Here is a 21,275-nt window from a genome sequence, read left to right as displayed (position 1 = left end):
GCCCCTTCCTCAACCACCGGCAGCGGCGTTGATCTCCCAGCCGTTCACCCAGATCTGCCGCAGGCGATCGCCTTCGCCCTTGAAGCGTAGCCCAGTCGGCTGGCAATCCTCGATGCGGTCGCTGCGGAAATTGCGGATCGCCTGGCGCAGCTCGCACCAGGCGACGATGTTGGCGGTCTCGGCATAGTAGATCAGCGCGATCGGGCGGATGAGGCGCTCGGAGGCGCGGCCCATTTCGTCGCGATAGGAGAGGTCGAGCTTCTCCTCGTCGCGGATGGCGCGGCGCACCAGCGCCAGGTCGATCGTGCCGGCCGAAGGCGCGGCGAAACCCCAGGCATGCAGTGCATTGGCTTCGAATGTCTGACGCAAAGGCTGCGGCACCGCGCCGGCGATCTTGGCGCTGACGCGTTTGGCCGCCTGCTTGAGCTCGTCGTCGCCGGTGCGCTCCAGCAGCGCCAGCGACAGCACGATCGCCTCCATCTCCTCGATCGAAAACATCAGCGGCGGCAGGTCGAAGCCGGGGCGCAATATATAGCCGATGCCGCGTCCGCCTTCGATCGGCACGCGCATCGCCTGCAGGGCAGCAATATCGCGATAGATCGAACGAACAGTCACCTCCAGCTGCTCGGCGATCATTGCTGCCGTCACCGGCTGCCGCGCCAGCCGCAGGATCTGGATGATCTCGAACAGGCGTGACGCCTTGCGCATTTCCTCACCCGGCTCCGATCACAACTGACACTACACTGTCAGTTGGGTCGACCTATAGGACTGCCTATCGAATTGAAAATCAACAGGTTCCGCTGCGGCTTAGCGGAGCGAGGCGACAGGCAACTGACATGGGCTATGCCGAAAATCTCTGGCTTTTCTTTATCCTGCTGTTCGGCATCATCGTCGTTCCGGGCATGGACATGCTGTTCGTGCTGGCCAATGCGCTGACCGGCGGACGCGACAGGGGCCTGGCCGCAACCGGCGGCATCATGGTCGGCGGCATGGTGCATACGCTGAACGGCGCCATCGGCGTCGGCCTGCTGATGCATTTCGTGCCGATCCTGTTCACGCCGCTGCTGCTTGCCGGCGCCGCCTACATGGCCTTCATCGGCATCACACTGATGCGCAGCTCCATCACCGTCGGCAATGACGGGCCAGCCGGCAGCCGCTCCGCCTGGAAGGCATTTCGCCAGGGGCTGGTGACCTGCCTGATCAACCCGAAGGCCTATTTGTTCGTCCTTGCCGTCTATCCGCAGTTTCTGAAGTCGGACTACGGCCCGATCTGGGCGCAGGCGACAATCATGGGCCTGATGACGGTCATCACGCAGGCCGCGATCTACGGCGGGCTCGCAATCACTGCCGGCCGCAGCCGAAACCTTCTGATCGCCAATCCGCGGGCGACCATTCTTGCCGGCCGGGCGGCCGGGCTGCTGCTCTTTGCGGTCTCCGTGTTCACCGCTTGGGAAGGGTTGAGGGCGGCGTAATCTGCGTTAGATCAGGATGACGTTCGGTTGAATCGTCGTCCTAATCTAACTCTTTGTTGGAGCATGATCTCTGGACAAACGAAAACCGTTTGTCCGAGAAAACCGGTTCCCACTTTTCGGGATCATGCTCTAGCGCCGCCCTTCCCACATCGTCATTGTATCAGGCGGCGCCCTGCCGGTTTTCCAGCATGGCGCGGCGTGCCGACCGGCGCCACTCGACGGCACCGGCAAGGCCGTGCAGCACGGTCTCGGTGGTCGTCCAGTCGATGCAGCCATCGGTGATGCTCTGGCCGTAAACGAGCGGCTTGCCGGGCACCACGTCCTGCCGGCCGGCGACGAGATTGCTCTCGATCATCAGGCCGATGATGCGCTCGTCGCCTGCAGCGACCTGGCCCGCCACGTCGGCCGCGACCTTGGGCTGGTTCTCCGGCTTCTTGGCCGAGTTGGCGTGGCTGACATCGATCATCAGCCGGGGCGCGACGCCGATACGGGCGAGTTCGACGCTGGCCGCCTCGACGCTAGCCGCGTCATAGTTCGGCTGAACGCCGCCGCGCAGGATGACATGGCAGTCCTCATTGCCTGTGGTCGTCGCGATGCCGCTGCGTCCGCCCTTGGTCACCGCCATGAAATGGTGCGGCTGGGCGGCGGATTTCACCGCCTCGGCGGCAATCCTGAGATTGCCGTCTGTGCCGTTCTTGAAGCCGACCGGGCAGGACAGGCCGGATGCCAGTTCGCGGTGGATCTGGCTCTCGGTCGTGCGCGCGCCAATAGCGCCCCAGGCGACGAGGTCGGCAATGTATTGCGGCGTGGTCATGTCGAGGAATTCGGTCGCCGCCGGCAGGCCGAGATTGTTGACGGCCGACAGCACGTTGCGCGCCATCCGCAGCCCCTTGTCGATGTTGAAGCTGCCGTCGAGATCGGGATCGTTGATCAGGCCTTTCCAGCCGACCGTCGTGCGCGGCTTTTCAAAATACACACGCATCACAATCTCGAGCCGGTCGGACAGGGTCTCGCGCAGCGCCGCCAGACGGCTGGCATAGTCAACGGCCGCGACCGGATCGTGGATCGAACAGGGTCCGACGACGACAAGCAACCGGTCGTCGGTGCCGTTCAGGATGGCGTGGATGGCATTGCGTGAGGCGCTCACGGTGCGCGTCGCCGTCAGCGTGCGCGGAATCTCCCGCATCACCTGGTCCGGCGTACTCAGTTCTCGGATTTCCTTGACCCGAAGGTCATCTGTGGTGGTCAACACGGCTTTCTGCTCCTGGTTTAGGAGACCTGCCGGCTGAAACAAAAAAGCCGCCAGGTCTGGCGGCTGTTCGGATGTTGTTGCTGCAATCTTCAGATCGAGCGCAATCCTCCCGCCGCCAGCGAGCTCCTAAAGTACCAATACGTGGCGGACAGGTTGATCATGCGGCTCATATAGTCGATGCGGAGGCGTTTGTCACGTGCCCTTGACGACGGTCAATTCCGGGTAGGTCGAAGTCCCCGATTTCGTCATCCCAGGGCGAAGCAGGAGCGAAGCTCCGTCGCGGAGACCCTGGGATCCATGCCGCGACCTCTGCCGTCGAGTGAGCGGAGCAGAATTCTGGACCGTAGTGACGCTTCGGAGTCCCGGCATGGATCCTCGGGTCTGCGCCGCGTCGCTACGCTCCTTGCTCCGCCCGTGGATGACGAAGGGAAAGGCGCTGGGCTCGTCGCTGCTACTCGCCAACCACCCCGGCAATGTTCTGGTCGTAGTCGACCAGCGACCCGGTCATGACGCCGGCTTGCGGGCTGATCATGTAGGTGATCAGCCCGGCGAGCTGTGCCGGTTTCACCAGCTGGCCCATCGGTTGCGCGGCTTCGGCCTTTTCCAGCCAGTCATCCGGCGCGTCATGCCATTTCTTCTGCACGATCGCTTCGCCCTCGGTGTCCATCCAGCCGGGCAGCACCGCATTGCAGCGGATGCGGTTCTTTCGATAGGAGCTGGCGACATTCTTGGTCAGCGTCATCAGCGCGCCCTTGCTGGTCGAATAGGGCGTCAGGAAGGACTGGCCGGCATGCGCCGACATCGACAGCACGTTGACGATCGAGCCCGGTGCCTTGCGCTCCAGGAGATGTGCCACCAGGCCCTGCATCAGAAAGAAGGGTCCACGCACATTGGTGTCGAAGATCTGGTCGAAAAGCTCTTCCGACGTTTCGACCAGCGACCCGCGCGCCGACGTGGCGGCGGCATTGACCAGCGCGTTCAGCGTGCCGAAATGGGCGAGCGCGGTCGCGACCGCGCGCTTGCAGTCGGCCACCTTCGAGACGTCGGCGCTGATGAAGATGGCGTCGACGCCTGACTTCTTGAGGGTGGCGACCGCCTTGTCGCCCTTCTCCTGCGAGCGGCCGATGAGCGCCAGCGCCCGGCAGCCCTCGTCGGCCAGCGCCTCGGCGACGGCAAAGCCGATGCCTTGCGCGCCGCCGGTGACGATGGCGCGTGTTTTCGAATTGCGATCGGCTGATGCGCTCATCGCTTTGCTCCTGTGGCTTGGGTCCGGTTCTTACTTGTCGAGGCGCACGGTCTTGCCCGTGGTCGCCGACTTCAGCGCAGCATCCGCCAACTTCAATGCCACGAGGCCATCGGCGCCGCTCGGCGCCGCCTTCTTGCCCGAGGTCGCCGCGGCGATGAAGGCAGCAATCTCATTGGCGTAAGCGTCGAGGTAGCGGGTCATGAAAAAGTCGTGCAGCGGCGGGCGCGTATAGCCCTTCTCATTGGCCAGTTCGATCGACACCGGCCGCTGGTTTTCGGCAGCTATCATGCCTTTCGAGCCATGCACCTCGATGCGCTGGTCGTAGCCATAGGTGGCGCGGCGCGAGTTGGAGATGACGGCCTGCTTGCCGGAAGCGGTTTCCAGGATGACGCTGACGCTATCGAAATCGCCGGCAGCACCGATCTTCTTGTCGACCAGCACAGACGCATGCGCGCTGACCGCCACCGGCTCCTCGCCGAGCAGGAAGCGCGCCATGTCGAAATCATGGATGGTCATGTCGCGAAAAATGCCGCCCGAGCGGGCGATGTAGTCCAGCGGCGGCGGGCCGGGATCGCGCGAAGTGATGGTGACCATCTCGACGGTGCCGATGGCGCCGTCGTCGATCGCCTTGCGCACGGCGGCGAAATGCGGGTCGAAGCGCCTATTGAAACCGACCATCAGCGTTGCCTTGGCCTTCTCGACCACGGCCAGGCATTTTTCCACGCGCTTCACGCTGAGGTCGATCGGCTTCTCGCAGAAGATCGCCTTGCCGGCCTTGGCAAAGCGTTCGATCAGATCGGCATGGGTGTCGGTCGGCGTGCAGATGACGACGGCGTCGATATCCGCGGATTTTTCGATGGCGTCGATCGTACGCACCTCGGCGCCATAGGCCGATGCCAGTTCCTTTGCCGCCTTCTCGAAGGCGTCGGCGACGGCAACCAGTTTGGCCTGCGGATTGGAACCGACGGCGCGGGCATGGACCTTGCCGATGCGGCCGGCACCGAGGAGGGCGAAGCGGAGAGTCATGGAATGTCCTTTGAAGGTGGTTCGAAACTGTCGGCGCCGGTCATGGGCGCGGGTGATTTTCCGGTCAAGATGACATCGACAGGGAGGCGATGACCGCCGCCTCCACGCCCGGCTTTAGGCCGCGAGCTCCGCCTCTCCGGTCTTGGCGCCGGTGATGTAGGAGACGATATCCTGGCCGTCGGTGTTCTCCTTCCGCAGATTGGCGACGATGCGGCCGCGCCGGAAGACGACGATGCGGTCGCAAAGGTCGAACACCTGGCGCATATTGTGGCTGATCAGGATCAGCGGCTCGCCATTGTCCTTCAGCGTGCGGATGATGTTTTCGACCTGCGCCGTTTCCTGCACGCCAAGGGCTGCCGTCGGCTCGTCCATGATGATCAGCTTGGAGGCGAAGGTTGCCGTCCTGGCGATCGCCACGCACTGCCGCTGGCCGCCCGACATGTGGCGGATGGTGTTGGACAGATTGGGTATCTTCACCGCCGTGCGGATCAGCGCGGCTTCGGTTGCCTTGCGCATGTATTTGCGGTCAAGGATCGAGAACGGCCCGAGATTGAACAGCACCTTTTCGCGGCCGAGGAACAGGTTCGACGGCACGTCGAGGTCGTCGGCCAGCGCCAGGTTCTGGAACACGGTCTCGATGCCCGCCGTGCGGGCCTCGATCGGCCCGGCAAAATTCACTTCCTTGCCGTCGAACCAGATCTGGCCGCTGGTGCGTTGTTCGACAGCGGTGATCTGGCGCACGAAGGTCGACTTGCCGGCGCCGTTGTCGCCCATGATGGCGACATGCTCGCCCTTGCGCAACTCGAAGTTGGCGCCTTCCAGCGCATGCACGCCGCCGTAGCGCTTGGTCAGGTTTTCGGTCTTCAGGACGATGTCTGACATGGTCAAGCCCTCAATGCCCGCAGGCGTTGGCGCCACTGGTCGAGAACGACGGCACCGACGATGATCACGCCCTTGACCATCTCCTGGTAGTAGGCGTCGAGGCGCAGGAAGGTGAAGCCGGAGATGATGACGCCGAAGATCAGCGAGCCGATCACCGTGCCGACGATCGAACCACGACCGCCCGACAGCGAAACGCCGCCGATGACCGCCATGGCGATGGCGTCGAGTTCATACATCACGCCCATGCCGGACTGCGCGGTGAGGTTTTTCGAGCTCAGCACCACGGCGGCGAGCGCGGCAAGCACACCGGCGATGACGTAGACGAGGATCTTGTGGTTGGCGATCTTGATGCCGGACATGCGCGCGGCATCCTCGTTGGAGCCGATCGCATAACAGTGCTTGCCATACCTGGTGTAGGTCATGATCAGCTGGAAGAGGATCGCCAGCGACAGGAAGATGATCACCGGCATCAGGCCCTTGCCGATCGCCGCGAAACTGTCGGTGGGAAACGAGATCGGCTGGCCCTTGGACCACCATTTGGCGATGCCGCGCGCGGTCACCATCATGCCGAGTGTGGCGATGAATGGCGGAATGCGCGTGTAGGCGATCAAGGCGCCGTTGACCAGGCCGGCAAACAGGCCGCAGCCGATCGCCACCAGCACCGGCACGATGACCGGCAGGTCGGTCCAGCCTTGTGCCAGGAACATCGCCTTGGGGTTGGGATTGCCGTTGACGGTCGCCACCTGGGCGAAACTCATGGCGATCATCGCGGTCGCGCCGACGATCGAGCCGGAAGACAGGTCAATGCCGCCGCAAATGATCACTTGCGTCACGCCGATGGCGATGATGCCGACGATCGACACCTGCAGGATGATGATCTGCAGGCGGGCCTCGTTGAAGATCCCCGAGACGTCGCTGCGGGTGTTGAACAGGAAACTGTCGCCGAGAAAGAGGCGGCCGATCAGTTCGAAGATGACGACGAGGATGACAAGCGCCAGGAAGACGTTGAATTCGGCCGGCCATGTCCGCTTCTTCGCGTCATAGCTGACTCCGCCGACGCCATGGGATGTCTGTGACAATCTTCTATCCTCCGTCAGCCGCGGTCGTTCCTCAGCACCCGGAGGCGCTGAGGGAAGAGAAGCGGCGCTGTCTTTGCGCGAGAGCGCCGCTCCGTATGTCCGTGGCTCAGTTCTTCTTCATGAACTTGTCAATGTTCGCCGGCGTGACCAGCTGGAAGGGGATATAGACCTTGTGTTCGACCTTCTCGCCCTTGGCCAGCTTCAGCGCCGCGTCCAGGGCGCCTGCGCCCTGGCCAGCCGCATCCTGGAACACGGTCGCATCAAGGTCACCCGCCTTCATCGCCACAAGCGCGTCCTGGGTGGCGTCCACACCACCGACGACAACGGTCTTCATGTCGATATTGGCGGCCTTCATCGCCTGGATGGCGCCGATGGCGCTTTCGTCATTGTTGGCGATGACGCCATCGAACTTCTTGCCGGTCGACAGCCAGTTTGTCATCAGGTTCTGGGCTTCGTCGCGGTTCCAGTTCGACGTCTGCTTGTCGATGATCTTGATGAAGCTGCAATCCGGCGTCGCGATCACGTTGTCGATGTCCTTGGTGCGCTGCACGGCGGCCTGGTTGGAGAGCTCGCCCATGATCACATAGACATTGGCTTCCTTCTTGCCGGCTTCCTTGAACAGGCGGCAGACTTCCTTGGTCTCGAGCGTGCCGGAATCGGCCTCGTTCGAGGCGACGAAGGCCTGGTTGTCGGGCAGCGTGTTCACATTGACCGGCTCGCGGTTGACATAGACCAGCGGGATTTTCGCTGCGGCGGCAGCGTCGGACATGGCCTGCGTGGCCGAGGTGTCGACCGGGTTGACGATGATCGCGTCGACGCCCGAAGCGGCGAAGTTCTTGATCTGGTCCAGTTGCTTGGCGACGTCGTTCTGCGCGTCCTCGACCTGCAGCTCGACGCCGCTCATGCCCTTGGCCTGCGCGATCATGCCGTTGCGCAGCACGGTGAGGAAGTTGTCGTCGAACTTGGCCATCGATACGCCGATCTTGGCGGCCATGGCCGATGAACTCATCAGCGCCGCGAAGGCGACGCCCAAAAGCAGTTTCTTCATTGTATCTCTCCTCCACTTTTGGTGTCCGGTTGCACCGATCTATCCGGAATCCCCGATCTCCCCGGGGAAATCTCTCCCTGATATCGTTTCGTTCCGCATTCCCTGCTTCGGCTGGAACGCCAACCCTCTGTTTGAAACAGACGTTCCGGAACGAAAGAACCAAAATATACAGCTAGTGAAATATTTATTCCATTTCGCCACGAGGCGTCAAGGGCGATTCCAAAACCGGATGCGCGTTTTTGGTGTCGATGCGGGCAAGCTATGCGCGAAGCCGCCGGCCACGCGCCGATTGTCCGGCCGATCGCCGGACGATGCTGCCCCATCAGTGATGATGGATTCTTTCATCCGTAGACAGGGTAGGATCTGCGTGTGGGAAATCGCTAGATATTTTCGGGCAGGTAGATGTCGAACGGCAAGAAGGTCTGTCCTGGCGCGTTGGCAGCGCCCGCCTCGATGGCATGGGCCATCAGGTCGACCAGTTCGCGGCAAAGGGCCGCCAGCGGCGTGGAGATCACCATCGTCAGGATGCCGTCCGCCAGCGCCGAACGCGAGACCGCCGTGATCTCGTTGCAGATGACCGCTGGCATCTCGGCGGGCCTGGCCTGCCGCAGCGCCGCGACCGCGCCTTCCATGCCACCGCCGGCAACGTAACAGCCGACCAGATCCGGATGGCGGCCGAGAAGCTCGAGCAGCGTGTCCTGCGTGATCTGGTTGGCTTCCAGATTGACCAGCGTTTCGAGCAAGGTGAAGTCCGGCGCCTGTTCGCGGAAGAAGGAGCGGAAGCCGATCTCGCGCAGCTCATGCCCGTGGAAGCGGTGGCTGCCGACAAAAAGCGCGACCTTGCCCGGCCGCTTTGCCGCCTTCGAAATCATCCAGGCCGCGGTGCGGCCGACCTTGCGGTTGTCGAGGCCGACATAGCCCTCGCGAATGCCGGCGGCGAAATCGGACAGCAGGGAAAACACCGGCAATCCTTTTGCCTTCATCTCCTCGACCGCGACCGTCAGTGTCGGGTGATCCGGCCCGACCAGTGCCACGGCCCGGCACTTGGTCGCCAGTTTGCGCGCTCGCTCGACGATCTCGTCGGGCGCCAGCGAGTCGGCAAAGTCGATGATGGCGACGCCGCGAAAACGCGGCGATCGCGACATGGCCAGTTCAAGCTCGCGTGCGAACTCGCTGTAGAAGACATAATTGCCCCTCAGCAGCAGGAAGCCGAGCCGGTACTCCGGCAATTCATGGCGCATCCGCTGCTTGATCAGGCCGGCTGCGTGGTAGCCGATCTCGGTCGCTGCCTCGTAGACGCGGCGCGCCGTGTCCTCGCGGACCGGCAGGCGGCTGTTGAGAACGCGGTCCACCGTGGCAACACTGACGCCGGAGATGCGCGCCAGATCGGTGATGGTCGGCCGTTTCGCCATGCTCGCCTCAATGCAGTGGTCGAGCCTTCCTACATCATTCTGATAGGAAATGATAGAAACTATCTTTGTGATGTTGAGTCTATCATTCGCTCGCGCTATTTTTCAGCCTCAAGGTGAAGGGCTAGCGGGCATTTGCTCTGGCTGATGCTCTTGCCGAGGGAGGCAATCATGTCCACAGCGCCGTCCCGGCGTGACTACAGCCTGATCGGCCGCGACGCCAAGCTCGCCGTCGAGAACGGCCTGTCGGCGGCCGAGTGGTATCACACCGATATTCCCCGCAAGCAGATGAAGGAGCTGATGCAGCGCTCCGACGGGCCGGCGATCCGCGACACGGCGATCTGGATTGCCGCGTTGGTCGTCAGCGGCACCGGCGGCGCCTTGTTGTGGGGCACATGGTGGTGCGTGCCCTTCTTCTTCGTCTATGGCGTTCTCTACGGCTCATCCACGGATTCACGCTGGCACGAATGCGGTCACGGCACGGCGTTCCGGACGCAGTGGATGAATGATGCGGTCTATCAGATCGCCTGCTTCATGATCATGCGCAATCCGGTGACCTGGCGCTGGAGCCACACGCGCCATCATACCGACACCATCATCGTCGGCCGCGACCCGGAAATCTCGGTCATGCGGCCGCCGGATTTGGCTCGCGCCGCCCTCGGCTTTGTCGGCGTGCTCGATGCCTGGCATGCGATGTCGGACATGCTGCGCAACGCCGTCGGCAACATCAGTCCGGCCGAAAAGACCTTCATTCCCGAGCAGGAACAGGGCAAGGCGATCCGCATTGCCCGAATCTGGACCGCAATCTATGCCGCAACCATCGCGCTGGCACTGTATTTCGGTTCATTCCTACCCTTGATGCTGGTCGGCCTGCCCAGGCTCTATGGCGCCTGGCATCACGTCATGGTCGGCCTGTTGCAGCATGGTGGCCTTGCCGACAACGTCACCGATCATCGGCTGAACAGCCGCACCGTCTACATGAACCCGATCAGCCGTTTCATCTACTGGAACATGAATTATCATGTTGAGCATCACATGTTCCCGATGGTGCCGTATCATGCGCTGCCGAAGCTGCATGCGCTGATCAAGCATGATTTGCCGGCGCCGACGCCGTCGATCCTGGCCGGCTACCGCGAGATGATCCCGGTCTTCCTGCGCCAGCTGCGCAACGAGGATTATTTCCTCAAACGCGAACTGCCGCCGACCGCCAGGCCGTACCGCGAGGAATTCCACAACGACGCCGTCGCCGCCGCGGCCGAGTGATCGTGCAATCGAGATTTGCCGGGAGGACTGAATGAGCGACTGGGTCGAGGCCTGTGCTGCTGATGACATCGACGAAGAGGATGTGATGCGCTTCGATCATGGCGGGCGCACCTTCGCCATCTACCGCAGCCCCGACGACGAATTTTTCGCCACGGACGGGCTCTGCACGCATGAGAAGGTGCATCTCGCCGACGGTCTGGTGATGCACGACATCATCGAATGCCCCAAGCACAATGGCCGCTTCAACTACAAGACGGGCGCGGCCAGGGGCGCGCCCGTCTGCGTCAACCTGAAAACCTATCCGGTCAAGGTCGACGCCGGCAAAGTCCTCGTTCAGATCGGGTGATGGATATGGCGCGGGGCATGATCATCATCGGGGCCGGCGAATGCGGCGGGCGCGCAGCGCTCACGCTGCGCGATCTCGGCTATGACGGGCCGGTGACGCTGGTCGGCGACGAGCCGCATCTACCCTACGAGCGCCCGCCTCTGTCCAAGGACGCGATGATCAGCGATGCGCCTGAAATCAAGGCGATCGCCAGCGACGCGATCTTGGCCGAGAAATCGATCCGGCATATCCATTCCGTCCAGGCCGTGGCGATCGATCGCGCGGCGCATACGGTGCGCCTGGCGGATGGTTCGGTGCTTGCCTACGACAAGCTGCTGCTGGCCACCGGCTCGACCCCGCGCAAGCTGCCGATGCCTGGCCTCGGCGCGCGCTGCGTCTATCTCAGAACCTTTGCCGACGCGCTGGCCATCCGCGCCCATCTCAGCGCCGGCAACCGCATCGCCATCGTTGGCGGCGGCTTCATCGGTCTCGAACTCGCCGCCGCGGCCCGCAAGCTCGGCGCTGCCGTCACCGTCATCGAGGCACAGCCCCGCATCCTGATGCGCGGCGTCCCGGCCGAGATCGCCGAAATCATCCACAATGCGCATGTTGCCGAGGGTGTAGATATCCTGTGCGGCGACGGCATCGCGTCCATCGCCGATGACGGCAAAGAGGTGCGCGTGACGCTTGCCGGCGGGCGCGAAATATCAGCCGATCTCGCCATCATCGGCATCGGTGCCGTGCCGGTGGCCGGGCTCGCCGCCGAAGCCGGCCTGACTATCGACAATGGCATCGCGGTCGACGCCGAGCTGCGCAGCAGCGATCCCGACATCTTTGCCGCCGGCGACTGCTGTTCGTTCCCGCTTGCCGTCTATGGCGGCCGCCGCGTGCGGCTCGAAGCCTGGCGCAATGCACAGGAACAGGGCGCATTGGCGGCGAAAAACATGCTTGATGCCGGCGAGGCGCATGCGGCGGTGCCGTGGTTCTGGTCGGATCAGTGTGGCCTGTCGCTGCAGATCGCGGGGCTTTCCGATGAGGGCCGCAGCACCGTGCGCCGCGATCTCGGCGACGGCGCTTTCATCCTTTTCCATCTGGCTGAGGACGGCAGGCTGGTGGCGGCCAGCGGCATCGGTCCCGGCAATGCGGTTGCCCGCGACATCAGGCTGGCCGAAATGCTGATCGGCAAGCAGGCCAGGCCGGCGCCGGAGGCGCTGGGATCACAGGCCGTCAAGCTGAAGTCGTTGCTGGCGGCTTGAGGCCGTCGCGCCAATTATCGAGGTCTGCGCTGCCCCTCATCTGCCTGCCGGCATCTTCTCCCCGTGAAAGGGGAGAAGGGGGCGGGCGCAGCCTCGGCGCTCATCTTGCGGCGTTGAAAATTGGCGAAAACGTTGATGAAGGCATCTTTCTCCCCGTCACTATACGGGGAGAAATGCCCGGCAGGGCAATGAGGGGCGGCGCAAACCTTGGGAAGGGCCGGCTCGAGCTTCGGCTCGCGACGGGCCTGAACCTCAGCTCGTTAGAACAGCGCCTTCAACTCCGGCAGCTTGTCGTTGACCAGCCAGCCGTAATAATTCTCCTCCGGCAGTTTTTCCGGCTCACCGGCGGCGCGGCGCTTGTCGTTCTCCGCCTTCAGCGCATAGGCGCGCTGCTCCGGGTTGCCGACATTGTAGAGCGTGGCGGTCAGCCCCGGATTGCCGGAAATGTCGAAGCCGGCAATGCTCTTATAGGCATCGATCGATTTCCGGATCGTCGCCGCGACATAGGGCAAGGTCAGGTCCGGATCCATGATCGTCTTGTAGACCGAATTGGGATCGCCGACATCGAGCTTCGGCAGGCCCGACACCTTGTGCACGAGATCGCTCATCTGCAAGGCGGTCAAAGGGTTGAGCTGGCCGAGCCCAAAAGTCTGGCCGGCATAATAGGGCTGGAAGAAGGTGGCGCCGAAACGGTCGTCGGGAAAGTCCTCGCCGCCAACATTCTTGCCACGAAACGCATGGTTCCACACCTGCTCGCGGCATTCCCACAGATCATAGCTGTCGGACATTGCAGCGCATTTCTTGAATTCCGGCCGCTGCACGAAATCCGTGATGTCCTCGCCGTCATAGGCGAATGACAGCTTGCTGGAGAGATAGGAGATCGCCTTGACGTAGTAGGTCTGCAGCCGGTCATAGGCGTCGACATTGTAGGTGTGCTCGCCGACAATGGCGCCGACGATGTGCATGGGATCGATGCCGTAGGCGGAAGCGGCATTCTTGATCTTGGCACGCAGGTCGGCGTCGTTCTGCAGCAAGGCATAGACCTTGCGGTATTTCGCCTGGAAGGTGGTGTTGGTCGCCTGCGTGCGCCGGCTCGAGGCGCCCGGAATGTCGGGCTGCTCGGCATTGCGGTTTCCCGGCGGCACCAATGTCGCCGCATCGGCGGCGAACAGCGTCGCCGCCAGCGTCAAGCCGAGAATGACCAGGATCAGTTTTTTCATGCGCCGCCGCCTAAAGAATTGCCGCGCAAACTAGGTAAAGCTCTTGGTTGAGTCGAGAGCGCCTCTTCACCCGGCAAGACGAAAGATGGCCAGATGGTACCATCTGGCCACACATGGTTCTGTGCCGGAACACGTTGCCTGAACCGACGCCGGACCAAGCCGGCGCCGTGCTTTAAAGGATAAATCGCGACAAATCTGTGTTTCGCGACAGGTCGCCGACATGCTTTTCCACATAGGCGGCGTCGATGGTGACCGATGTGCCGTTACGGTCGGGTGCGTCATACGAAATCTCGTCCAGCACCCGCTCCATCACCGTCTGCAGCCGTCTGGCGCCGATATTCTCGACGCTGGCATTGAGGTCGACGGCGATGCCGGCCAGCGAATCGATGGCGTCGTCGGTGAAGGTCAGGTCGACGCCCTCGGTCTTCATCAGCGCGATATATTGCTTGATCAGGCTGGCCTCGGTCTCGGTCAGGATGCGGACGAAATCGTCCTTCTCCAACGCGCGCAGTTCGACGCGGATCGGCAGGCGGCCCTGCAATTCCGGCAACAGGTCGGACGGCTTCGAGACATGGAAGGCGCCGGAAGCGATGAACAGGATATGGTCCGTCTTCAACGGCCCGTATTTGGTCGCTACCGTCGTGCCTTCGATCAACGGCAGCAGGTCGCGCTGCACGCCTTCACGCGAAACGCCGGCGCCCATGCCGCCTTCACGCGACGCGATCTTGTCGATCTCGTCGAGGAAGACGATGCCGTCATTCTCCGTGGCATCGAGTGCTCGGCGCACCACCTCGTCCTGGTCGAGCAGCTTGTCGGACTCGTCATTGACCAGCAGCGCGTAGGATTCCTTGACGGTCGTCTTGCGCGACTTGGTCTTCTTGCCGCCCATCGCCTTCGACAGCATCTCGTTGATGTTCAGCACGCCGATATTGGCGCCCGGCATGCCGGGAATCTCGAAGCCGGGCATGCCGCCAGTGCCGGTGTCGGCCACTTCGATCTCGATTTCCTTGTCGTCGAGTTCGCCATCGCGCAATTTCTTGCGGAAGCTGTCGCGCGTCGCCGGGCTCGCCGTCTTGCCGACCAGCGCTTCCAGCACGCGTTCCTCGGCATTGATATGGGCACGCGCCTTGACGTCTTCGCGCATCTTCTCGCGCACCAGCCCGATGGCGATTTCGACCAGGTCGCGGATGATCTGCTCGACATCGCGGCCGACATAGCCGACCTCGGTGAACTTGGTGGCCTCGACCTTGACGAAAGGCGCACCGGCCAGACGCGCCAGGCGGCGCGAGATCTCGGTTTTGCCGACGCCCGTCGGCCCGATCATCAGGATGTTCTTCGGCATCACCTCTTCACGCATCTGGCCTTCCAGCTGCTGGCGGCGCCAACGGTTGCGCAAGGCGATGGCCACGGCGCGCTTGGCGTCCTTCTGGCCGATGATGAAGCGGTCGAGTTCCGAAACGATTTCGCGGGGAGAAAATGTCGTCATGTCACTAAATTCCACTTTGCCACTGCTTGATGGCCTCGAACGGATGCAGCAGCATGATCACGTTGAGTGTCAGATTGTCCCGGATGAGATAGCCGGTACCGAGTTCGAAAAGGATGGCGAGGCTGACGATCACCCATATAGGTAGCCTTCGCGCCATCACAAATCCCAGCACCATGGCCAGTGTGTCGGACACCGAATTGATGATGCTGTCGCCGTAATAATCGAGCGAGATGGTGCCGGCGCGGTAGCGGTCGATGATGAACGGGCTGTTTTCGAGCAGCTCCCAGCCACCTTCGATGAGGACGGCGAATGCCAGCCGCAAGCCGATCGGCGAACGCGGGAACAGAAACCGTGCCAGCGCATAGAACAGGAAGCCGTGGATGATGTGCGAGAAGGTGTACCAGTCGGTAATGTGCTGGGAATTCTCCGAACTGTTCACCACGCCATTCCATAGCTTGACGTAGCCGCAGGTGCAGATCGGCGTCCGGCCCATCAAATAGAGCGTCACCGCCTGGACGATGATCAGGCCGGCAACGATCAGCAGCCCCATCCGCCAGCTGTTTTCGTAGGCCGAGAGGTCCTTGTCCTCGCCGGATGCGTTCATGCTTTATTGCCCCTCTTCCCTGCCTTCTTCGGCATCGATCGCCATCAGAACGACGCCGCCATAGACCGACTGCCTGCGATCAATGGCCCGGAATCCCGCCTTTTCATAGGCACGAATGGCTCTGAGATTGGCCGGATCGGGGTCGATGATGACGCGCGGCACGCCTTCCTCGAACAGATCCTCGACGAACTGGCGCACGATTGCCGAACCGTGTCCGATGCCGACCAGTTCCGGCCGGCCGATCGACAGGTCAATGCCGAGCGTGCCGAACGGCTGGTCGGCATAGGGATGGTCGTCTTCCAGATGCGGGTCGTAGCTCTGCAGATAGGCGATCGGCTTGCCGTCGAGCTCGACGATCAGCGGCTCGACCGAAACCGAGTCGATATGACCGCGAATCTCGGCGATTTCCGTCTCCGGATCGTCCCACCACTGGGCCACATGCGGCTGGGCGAGCCAGCTGGCGATCATCGGCAGGTCTTTTTCAGTGACCGGCCGAAAATCGTAGAGCACCACCTTCTCAGGCGGCATCGAGCGTTTCGATGACGAAATTGTTGTTGGTGTAGACACAGATGTCGGAGGCGATCTGCATCGCCTTGCGGGCGATCTCCTCGGCATCCTTGTCGGTGTCCATCAGCGCGCGGGCAGCCGCCAGTGCGTAATTGCCGCCCGAGCCGATGGCCATGACGCCAAATTCGGGTTCGAGCACGTCGCCGGTGCCGGTCAGCGCCAATGAGACCGACTTGTCGGCGACCAGCATCATCGCCTCCAGCCGGCGCAGATAGCGGTCGGTGCGCCAGTCCTTGGCGAGCTCGACGCAGGCGCGCGTCAGCTGGTCGGGATATTGTTCGAGCTTGGCTTCCAGCCGCTCCAGCAGCGTGAAGGCGTCGGCGGTGGCGCCGGCGAAACCGGCGATCACATTGCCGCCCTTGCCGATCCGGCGGACCTTGCGGGCGTTGCCCTTCATGATGGTCTGGCCAAGGCTGACCTGGCCGTCGCCGGCGATCACCACCTTGTTGCCCTTGCGCACCGTCACGATGGTCGTGGCGTGCATGGTCAGTTCATTTGACATTCCTGGCTCCGATTCGCGCGATCCCAAGGAGGCGATTGGCGCGGTACGAGTAACTTTGATCGGCCATATGTATGCATGGGACCAATGATTGCAAACCGCTCGATAGCGGCCGGGATGGCAACTGGCAATCGCCGGATCATGCTGCTAGAAGGCTTTCGTTTTCAAGCCGGTGAATGCTCGAAGCTCGTCGCTCGAGCTTTGAACCCTGAGACAAGGACAAGGTCATGGCGCCCCGTTCCGCCGAAGCCAGCCGCAAGACCAAGGAAACCGACATCTCGGTGTCGGTCCATGTCGACGGTTCGGGCAAATCCGATATCGCCACGGGCGTCGGCTTCTTCGACCACATGCTGGACCAGCTTTCGCGTCATTCGCTGATCGACATGACGGTCAGGGCGAAGGGCGATCTGCATATCGACGACCACCACACGGTCGAGGACACCGGCATTGCGCTCGGCCAGGCCTTGACCAAGGCGTTGGGCGAGCGGCGCGGCATCATGCGCTATGCCTCGATCGACCTTGCCATGGACGAGACGCTGACGCGCGCGGCGATCGACGTGTCCGGCCGGCCATTCCTGGTCTGGAACGTGTCCTTCTCGTCGCCCAAGATCGGCACTTTCGACACCGAACTGGTGCGTGAATTTTTCCAGGCGCTGGCGCAGAACGCCGGCATCACGCTGCATGTCACCAACCATTATGGCGCCAACAACCACCATATCGCCGAGACCTGCTTCAAGGCGGTGGCGCGCGCGCTGCGCGCTGCACTCGAGCACGACCCGCGCCAGCCGGACGCGGTTCCTTCCACCAAGGGTTCGCTGAAGGGGTAACGCCATGGCCGCCTATGTCGTGATGGAACCGCCCGGCCGCAGCGAGAAGGTCGACACAACGGCCTTTGTCCGCGACGGCTTCACCTGGATCGGTCTGCTGGTGCCGCCGCTATGGTTCGCCTGGCACCGGTTGTGGATAGAAGGTGGGATCGCCTTCGTCGTCATGGCCGCGCTTTCGATGCTTGGCCAAAACCTTGGCCTTGGATTGGCCAGTTCGCTGCTGTCGCTGCTCGTCTCGCTCTATGTCGGCCTGGAAGGGCAGGGCTTGCGCATCGCGGCGCTTCGCCGGCGCGGCTGGCATGAATGGGGCGTGGTTCAGGCCGGCCGGCTCGACGACGCCGACATACGCTATGCCCGGGAGGTCGAGGAGCAGGCGGAAGAAGCGCTGCCCGCGCCGCGCATCGTCCCCGATGCAGCCCTGGCCCGCCCGACGCAGCCCGGCATGGCGCTGGGGCTGACCCACATCCCGGGACGGCCCTGACATGCGGGTAGCAATCATCGACTACGGTTCGGGCAATCTGCGCTCGGCCACCAAGGCCTTCGAGCGCGCCGCGCGCGAAGCCGGCATATCGGCTGAGATCGACCTGACGGCCGATGCCGACCGGGTGCGCACGGCCGACCGCATCGTCCTGCCCGGCGTCGGCGCCTATGCCGACTGCGCGGCCGGCCTGCGTGCCGTCGACGGCATGTGGGAAGCGGTCGAGGATGTGGCCATCGCCAAGGGCCGGCCGTTCCTCGGCATCTGCGTCGGCATGCAGCTGATGTCCGAGCGCGGCCTGGAAAAGACCGTCACCAACGGCTTTGGCTGGATATCAGGCGACGTCAAGGAGATCACGCCCACCGATCCGGCGCTGAAAATCCCGCAGATCGGCTGGAACACGATCGAGCTTCGGCGTGAGCACCCGCTGTTTGCCGGCATTCCGACCGGGGCGGCGGGGCTGCACGCCTATTTCGTCCATTCCTACCATCTCGACGCGAGGAAGCCGGACGAGGTTCTGGCTGAAGCCGACTATGGCGGCCCGGTGACGGCCACCGTCGCCCGCGACAATCTCGTCGGCACCCAGTTCCATCCGGAGAAGAGCCAGGCGCTGGGCCTGGCGCTGATCACCAATTTCCTGAAGTGGAGGCCCTAAATCATGAGCAAGAAGGGCTACTGGATGGCGATGATCGATGTTCGCGATCCCGAGGTTTATAAGCACTATATCGAGGCAAATGCTGTTGCCTTTGCCAAATACGGCGCCAAATTCATCGTGCGGGCCGGCCGCTACGAGAATCCGGAACAGCCGACGGGCAATCGCCATGTCGTGGTCGAGTTCGAATCCTACGACAAGACAGTGCAATGCTATCATTCATCAGAATATCAGCATGCCGCGAAATTCAGGCTGGCCGGATCGACGGGCCATTTCGTCATCGTTGAGGGCGCTTGAATCGTGATCCTGTTTCCAGCCATCGACCTCAAGGACGGCCAATGCGTGCGCCTGAAGCACGGCGACATGGCGACCGCGACCATCTACAATGATGACCCAGCCGCACAGGCAAAAGCCTTCGAGGACCAGGGCTTCGAATGGCTGCATGTCGTCGACCTCAACGGCGCCTTCAAGGGCCAGAGCGTCAACAGCGCGGCGGTTGGCGCCATCCTCAAGGCGACGAAAAACCCGGTGCAGCTCGGCGGCGGCATCCGCACGCTGGAACAGATCGAAGACTGGCTCGACCGTGGCCTCGCCCGCGTCATCCTCGGCACGGTGGCGGTGCGCGATCCCGATCTGGTCAGGCAGGCCTGCAAGGCTTTCCCAGGCAAGGTGGCCGTCGGCATCGACGCCAAGGGCGGCAAGGTGGCGGTCGAGGGCTGGGCCGAGGCGTCGAGCCTCGGCGTCATCGAACTGGCGCGGAAATTCGAGGGCGCCGGCGTTGCCGCCATCATCTACACCGACATCGATCGCGACGGCGTGCTGACCGGCATCAACTGGGACGCCACCATCGACCTCGCCGAAGCGGTGTCGATCCCGGTCATCGCTTCGGGTGGCCTTGCCTCGATCGCCGACATCGTGCGCATGACCATGCCCGACGCACAGAAGCTTGAAGGCGCCATCTCGGGCCGCGCGCTCTATGACGGCCGCATCGATCCGACTGAGGCGCTGGCGATCCTGCAGGGTCGGCCGGTGGCGGAGGCGAAATCGTGAAAATTACCATCATCCTCGCCTCCTATGACAGCGGCCACTATCACGGCGGCATGGGCCAGGGTCCGGATGCGCTGATTGCAGGCGGTCTCGTCGACGCCCTGACCATGGCTGGCCACGACGTGGCGGTCGAGGATATCGGCAGGGTCGGCCCCGACCAGGAGCGCGAGATCGCCACCGGCTTTGCCGTCTGCAACGCCGTCTCGGGCGAGGTCCGCATTGCCATCGACAGGGGACGGTTCCCCATCGTGCTGGCCGGAAACTGCCTGACGTCAGCCGGTGCGGTCGCCGGCGAGGGGGCCGATGCGATCATCTGGGCCGACCAGCATGGCGATCTCAACACGCCCGAGACGTCGGTATATGGCTTTCTCGACGGCATGGCGCTAGCGACCGTGCTCGGCCTGTGCTGGCGCCCGATGGCAGGGGCCATTCCAGGCTTCAAGCCGATCGATCCGTCGCGCTGCGTGCTTGTCAACGCCCGCGATCTCGATCCGGCGGAGAAAAAACTTCTCGAGACCTTGCCGGTGACCCGCACGGAATGTCCTGGCGTTGCGCAAGCGACGCAAAGGCTGCAGGCCGCAGGCGCCAAAAGCGTGCACATGCATCTCGATCTCGACGTGCACGACCCCAAGGAATTGCAGGCCAACCGCTATGTCACGTCAGGCGGGCCGAGCCCCGAACAATTGCGCGACGCGGCTTGCGCCATGGCGCTTGCGGTGCCGGTCGTCGGCATCACCGTTTCCGCTTACGATCCGGCTTTTGACGCGCAGTCCGACGTGCCGCCGGTGGTCGGCCAGCTGCTCAACGATCTCATCGCCACGATAGAGGGCCGCTGATGCTGAAAGCCCGCGTCATCCCCTGTCTCGACGTCAAGGACGGCCGTGTCGTCAAGGGGGTCAATTTCGTCGATCTCATCGACGCAGGCGATCCGGTCGAGGCAGCCAAGGCCTATGATGCCGCCGGTGCCGACGAGCTCTGCTTCCTCGACATCACGGCCTCGTCCGACAACCGTGAAACCATCTTCGATGTCATTGCCCGCACCGCCGAACAGTGCTTCATGCCGCTGACCGTCGGCGGCGGCGTGCGCCAGGTCGCCGACATCAGGAAGCTGCTTTTGGCCGGCGCCGACAAGGTGTCGATCAACACGGCGGCGGTGAAGAACCCGGATTTTGTCGCCGAAGCCGCCGACAAGTTCGGCAATCAGTGCATCGTCGTCGCCATCGACGCCAAGAAGGTCTCCGGTGCCGGCGAGGCCGACCGCTGGGAGATCTTCACCCATGGCGGACGCGAGAAGACCGGCATCGACGCGGTCGAATTCGCCCAAAAAATGGTCGATCGCGGCGCTGGCGAGATCCTCTTGACCTCGATGGACCGCGACGGCACCAAGGCCGGCTACGACATCGCGCTGACGCGCGCGATCGCTGATGCGGTGCGCGCCCCGGTCATCGCTTCGGGCGGCGTCGGCACGCTGGATCACCTGGTCGAAGGCATTCGCGATGGCCATGCCGGCGCGGTGCTGGCGGCCTCGATCTTCCATTTCGGCACCTACACCATAGCGCAGGCCAAGGCGCATATGGCTGAGGCCGGCCTGCCGATGCGGCTGGACTCCTCAGGTGATCGGCCCTAGAGGCTGTCCG

24 protein-coding genes are annotated in these 21,275 nt (G+C 63.1%); 11 read left to right on the top strand and 13 right to left on the bottom strand.

Going from position 1 to position 21,275, the window contains the following annotated elements:
• Positions 1–9 precede the first annotated feature (9 nt).
• A complete protein-coding gene (locus AC0V7N_RS03175) occupies positions 10–708 on the bottom strand; it encodes a helix-turn-helix transcriptional regulator (protein ID WP_475454623.1) in 699 nt (232 codons plus the stop codon).
• A 128-nt stretch (positions 709–836) separates the two neighbouring features.
• On the opposite strand from AC0V7N_RS03175, the gene AC0V7N_RS03170 reads away from it, so the two are divergent.
• Positions 837–1,472 (top strand): LysE family translocator, encoded by a 636-nt coding sequence (locus AC0V7N_RS03170; RefSeq protein ID WP_475454621.1) that lies wholly within the window; start codon positions 837–839, stop codon positions 1,470–1,472.
• 160 nt (positions 1,473–1,632) lie between these two features.
• Here AC0V7N_RS03170 and AC0V7N_RS03165 read toward each other — a convergent pair whose 3' ends face one another.
• From AC0V7N_RS03165 to AC0V7N_RS03135, 7 genes are all read right to left on the bottom strand, one after another.
• A complete protein-coding gene (locus tag AC0V7N_RS03165; protein WP_475454619.1) occupies positions 1,633–2,724 on the bottom strand; it encodes a 3-deoxy-7-phosphoheptulonate synthase in 1,092 nt (363 codons plus the stop codon).
• A gap of 451 nt (positions 2,725–3,175) precedes the next feature.
• Positions 3,176–3,970, bottom strand: coding sequence for an SDR family oxidoreductase (locus AC0V7N_RS03160; protein ID WP_475454617.1), 795 nt, complete (start codon positions 3,968–3,970; stop codon positions 3,176–3,178).
• A 30-nt stretch (positions 3,971–4,000) separates the two neighbouring features.
• Positions 4,001–4,996 carry an inositol 2-dehydrogenase gene (gene iolG / locus AC0V7N_RS03155; protein ID WP_475454615.1) on the bottom strand — a complete coding sequence of 332 codons (996 nt, stop codon included), beginning with the start codon at positions 4,994–4,996 and terminating at the stop codon, positions 4,001–4,003.
• A gap of 114 nt (positions 4,997–5,110) precedes the next feature.
• Complete coding sequence (locus tag AC0V7N_RS03150) at positions 5,111–5,878, bottom strand: ATP-binding cassette domain-containing protein (protein WP_027040720.1); 768 nt, start codon at positions 5,876–5,878, stop codon at positions 5,111–5,113.
• A gap of 2 nt (positions 5,879–5,880) precedes the next feature.
• A complete protein-coding gene (locus tag AC0V7N_RS03145; protein ID WP_475454612.1) occupies positions 5,881–6,957 on the bottom strand; it encodes an ABC transporter permease in 1,077 nt (358 codons plus the stop codon).
• Between the two features lie 106 nt (positions 6,958–7,063).
• Positions 7,064–8,005, bottom strand: a complete 942-nt coding sequence (locus AC0V7N_RS03140) for a sugar ABC transporter substrate-binding protein (protein ID WP_095203101.1) — start codon at positions 8,003–8,005, stop codon at positions 7,064–7,066.
• Positions 8,006–8,385: 380 nt separating this feature from the next.
• On the bottom strand, positions 8,386–9,417 hold the full coding sequence (locus AC0V7N_RS03135; protein WP_475454610.1) for a LacI family DNA-binding transcriptional regulator: 1,032 nt from the start codon (positions 9,415–9,417) through the stop codon (positions 8,386–8,388).
• A gap of 168 nt (positions 9,418–9,585) precedes the next feature.
• Between AC0V7N_RS03135 and AC0V7N_RS03130 the strand changes: the two genes are divergently transcribed.
• The 3 genes from AC0V7N_RS03130 to AC0V7N_RS03120 are packed head-to-tail and all read left to right on the top strand — an operon-like array spanning position 9,586 to position 12,258.
• Positions 9,586–10,677, top strand: a complete 1,092-nt coding sequence (locus AC0V7N_RS03130; RefSeq protein ID WP_475454608.1) for a fatty acid desaturase family protein — start codon at positions 9,586–9,588, stop codon at positions 10,675–10,677.
• 31 nt (positions 10,678–10,708) lie between these two features.
• The gene (locus tag AC0V7N_RS03125) at positions 10,709–11,023 is read left to right on the top strand and encodes a Rieske (2Fe-2S) protein (protein WP_475454606.1); all 315 of its coding nucleotides are present in this window, start codon (positions 10,709–10,711) and stop codon (positions 11,021–11,023) included.
• Positions 11,024–11,040: 17 nt separating this feature from the next.
• Positions 11,041–12,258 carry an FAD-dependent oxidoreductase gene (locus AC0V7N_RS03120; RefSeq protein ID WP_496627699.1) on the top strand — a complete coding sequence of 406 codons (1,218 nt, stop codon included), beginning with the start codon at positions 11,041–11,043 and terminating at the stop codon, positions 12,256–12,258.
• A gap of 260 nt (positions 12,259–12,518) precedes the next feature.
• On the opposite strand, the gene AC0V7N_RS03115 is transcribed toward AC0V7N_RS03120, so the two are convergent.
• The 5 genes from AC0V7N_RS03115 to hslV form a co-directional block, all read right to left on the bottom strand.
• Positions 12,519–13,478 carry a DUF1402 family protein gene (locus AC0V7N_RS03115; protein WP_475454604.1) on the bottom strand — a complete coding sequence of 320 codons (960 nt, stop codon included), beginning with the start codon at positions 13,476–13,478 and terminating at the stop codon, positions 12,519–12,521.
• A 172-nt stretch (positions 13,479–13,650) separates the two neighbouring features.
• Positions 13,651–14,964, bottom strand: coding sequence for an ATP-dependent protease ATPase subunit HslU (gene hslU, locus AC0V7N_RS03110; RefSeq protein ID WP_475454602.1), 1,314 nt, complete (start codon positions 14,962–14,964; stop codon positions 13,651–13,653).
• A gap of 4 nt (positions 14,965–14,968) precedes the next feature.
• A complete protein-coding gene (locus AC0V7N_RS03105; RefSeq protein ID WP_475454600.1) occupies positions 14,969–15,568 on the bottom strand; it encodes a DUF2585 domain-containing protein in 600 nt (199 codons plus the stop codon).
• Positions 15,569–15,571: 3 nt separating this feature from the next.
• A complete protein-coding gene (locus AC0V7N_RS03100) occupies positions 15,572–16,096 on the bottom strand; it encodes a GNAT family N-acetyltransferase (protein WP_475454598.1) in 525 nt (174 codons plus the stop codon).
• Positions 16,086–16,637, bottom strand: coding sequence for an ATP-dependent protease subunit HslV (gene hslV, locus AC0V7N_RS03095; RefSeq protein ID WP_477441558.1), 552 nt, complete (start codon positions 16,635–16,637; stop codon positions 16,086–16,088). Before hslV ends, AC0V7N_RS03100 begins: the two co-directional genes overlap by 11 nt.
• Positions 16,638–16,861: 224 nt before the next feature.
• Between hslV and hisB the strand changes: the two genes are divergently transcribed.
• From hisB to hisF, 7 genes are read left to right on the top strand one after another with little or no spacing between them, the layout of a single operon-like run.
• The gene (gene hisB / locus AC0V7N_RS03090; RefSeq protein WP_027040708.1) at positions 16,862–17,461 is read left to right on the top strand and encodes an imidazoleglycerol-phosphate dehydratase HisB; all 600 of its coding nucleotides are present in this window, start codon (positions 16,862–16,864) and stop codon (positions 17,459–17,461) included.
• A gap of 4 nt (positions 17,462–17,465) precedes the next feature.
• A complete protein-coding gene (locus AC0V7N_RS03085; RefSeq protein WP_475454594.1) occupies positions 17,466–17,942 on the top strand; it encodes a DUF2628 domain-containing protein in 477 nt (158 codons plus the stop codon).
• Between the two features lies 1 nt (position 17,943).
• Positions 17,944–18,594 (top strand): imidazole glycerol phosphate synthase subunit HisH, encoded by a 651-nt coding sequence (hisH, locus tag AC0V7N_RS03080; RefSeq protein WP_475454592.1) that lies wholly within the window; start codon positions 17,944–17,946, stop codon positions 18,592–18,594.
• A gap of 3 nt (positions 18,595–18,597) precedes the next feature.
• Positions 18,598–18,888, top strand: a complete 291-nt coding sequence (locus tag AC0V7N_RS03075) for a DUF1330 domain-containing protein (protein ID WP_475454590.1) — start codon at positions 18,598–18,600, stop codon at positions 18,886–18,888.
• A 3-nt stretch (positions 18,889–18,891) separates the two neighbouring features.
• Positions 18,892–19,641: a 1-(5-phosphoribosyl)-5-[(5-phosphoribosylamino)methylideneamino]imidazole-4-carboxamide isomerase gene (gene hisA, locus AC0V7N_RS03070; RefSeq protein WP_475454588.1), complete on the top strand. Its 750-nt coding sequence runs from the start codon at positions 18,892–18,894 to the stop codon at positions 19,639–19,641.
• Positions 19,638–20,474, top strand: coding sequence for an arginase family protein (locus AC0V7N_RS03065; RefSeq protein ID WP_475454586.1), 837 nt, complete (start codon positions 19,638–19,640; stop codon positions 20,472–20,474). The genes hisA and AC0V7N_RS03065 overlap by 4 nt, the downstream gene beginning before the upstream one ends.
• A complete protein-coding gene (gene hisF, locus AC0V7N_RS03060) occupies positions 20,471–21,265 on the top strand; it encodes an imidazole glycerol phosphate synthase subunit HisF (protein WP_475460183.1) in 795 nt (264 codons plus the stop codon). The genes AC0V7N_RS03065 and hisF overlap by 4 nt, the downstream gene beginning before the upstream one ends.
• Positions 21,266–21,275 lie beyond the last annotated feature (10 nt).

This window comes from Mesorhizobium kamtschaticum (assembly GCF_056174585.1).
The sequence above is the reverse complement of the archived record's forward strand: the minus strand, read 5'-3'. Positions and strand labels throughout refer to the sequence as shown.

Coding starts and splice junctions, on each gene's coding strand:
- AC0V7N_RS03115 (WP_475454604.1), bottom strand. CDS start 13,478: ATGAAAAAACTGATCCTGGTCATTCTCGGCTTGACGCTGGCGGCGACG.
- AC0V7N_RS03135 (WP_475454610.1), bottom strand. CDS start 9,417: ATGGCGAAACGGCCGACCATCACCGATCTGGCGCGCATCTCCGGCGTC.
- AC0V7N_RS03175 (WP_475454623.1), bottom strand. CDS start 708: ATGCGCAAGGCGTCACGCCTGTTCGAGATCATCCAGATCCTGCGGCTG.
- iolG (WP_475454615.1), bottom strand. CDS start 4,996: ATGACTCTCCGCTTCGCCCTCCTCGGTGCCGGCCGCATCGGCAAGGTC.
- AC0V7N_RS03120 (WP_496627699.1), top strand. CDS start 11,041: ATGATCATCATCGGGGCCGGCGAATGCGGCGGGCGCGCAGCGCTCACG.
- AC0V7N_RS03125 (WP_475454606.1), top strand. CDS start 10,709: ATGAGCGACTGGGTCGAGGCCTGTGCTGCTGATGACATCGACGAAGAG.
- AC0V7N_RS03140 (WP_095203101.1), bottom strand. CDS start 8,005: ATGAAGAAACTGCTTTTGGGCGTCGCCTTCGCGGCGCTGATGAGTTCA.
- AC0V7N_RS03105 (WP_475454600.1), bottom strand. CDS start 15,568: ATGAACGCATCCGGCGAGGACAAGGACCTCTCGGCCTACGAAAACAGC.
- AC0V7N_RS03160 (WP_475454617.1), bottom strand. CDS start 3,970: ATGAGCGCATCAGCCGATCGCAATTCGAAAACACGCGCCATCGTCACC.
- AC0V7N_RS03075 (WP_475454590.1), top strand. CDS start 18,598: ATGAGCAAGAAGGGCTACTGGATGGCGATGATCGATGTTCGCGATCCC.
- AC0V7N_RS03150 (WP_027040720.1), bottom strand. CDS start 5,878: ATGTCAGACATCGTCCTGAAGACCGAAAACCTGACCAAGCGCTACGGC.
- AC0V7N_RS03130 (WP_475454608.1), top strand. CDS start 9,586: ATGTCCACAGCGCCGTCCCGGCGTGACTACAGCCTGATCGGCCGCGAC.
- AC0V7N_RS03100 (WP_475454598.1), bottom strand. CDS start 16,096: ATGCCGCCTGAGAAGGTGGTGCTCTACGATTTTCGGCCGGTCACTGAA.
- hslV (WP_477441558.1), bottom strand. CDS start 16,637: ATGTCAAATGAACTGACCATGCACGCCACGACCATCGTGACGGTGCGC.
- hisB (WP_027040708.1), top strand. CDS start 16,862: ATGGCGCCCCGTTCCGCCGAAGCCAGCCGCAAGACCAAGGAAACCGAC.
- hslU (WP_475454602.1), bottom strand. CDS start 14,964: ATGACGACATTTTCTCCCCGCGAAATCGTTTCGGAACTCGACCGCTTC.
- AC0V7N_RS03085 (WP_475454594.1), top strand. CDS start 17,466: ATGGCCGCCTATGTCGTGATGGAACCGCCCGGCCGCAGCGAGAAGGTC.
- hisH (WP_475454592.1), top strand. CDS start 17,944: ATGCGGGTAGCAATCATCGACTACGGTTCGGGCAATCTGCGCTCGGCC.
- AC0V7N_RS03170 (WP_475454621.1), top strand. CDS start 837: ATGGGCTATGCCGAAAATCTCTGGCTTTTCTTTATCCTGCTGTTCGGC.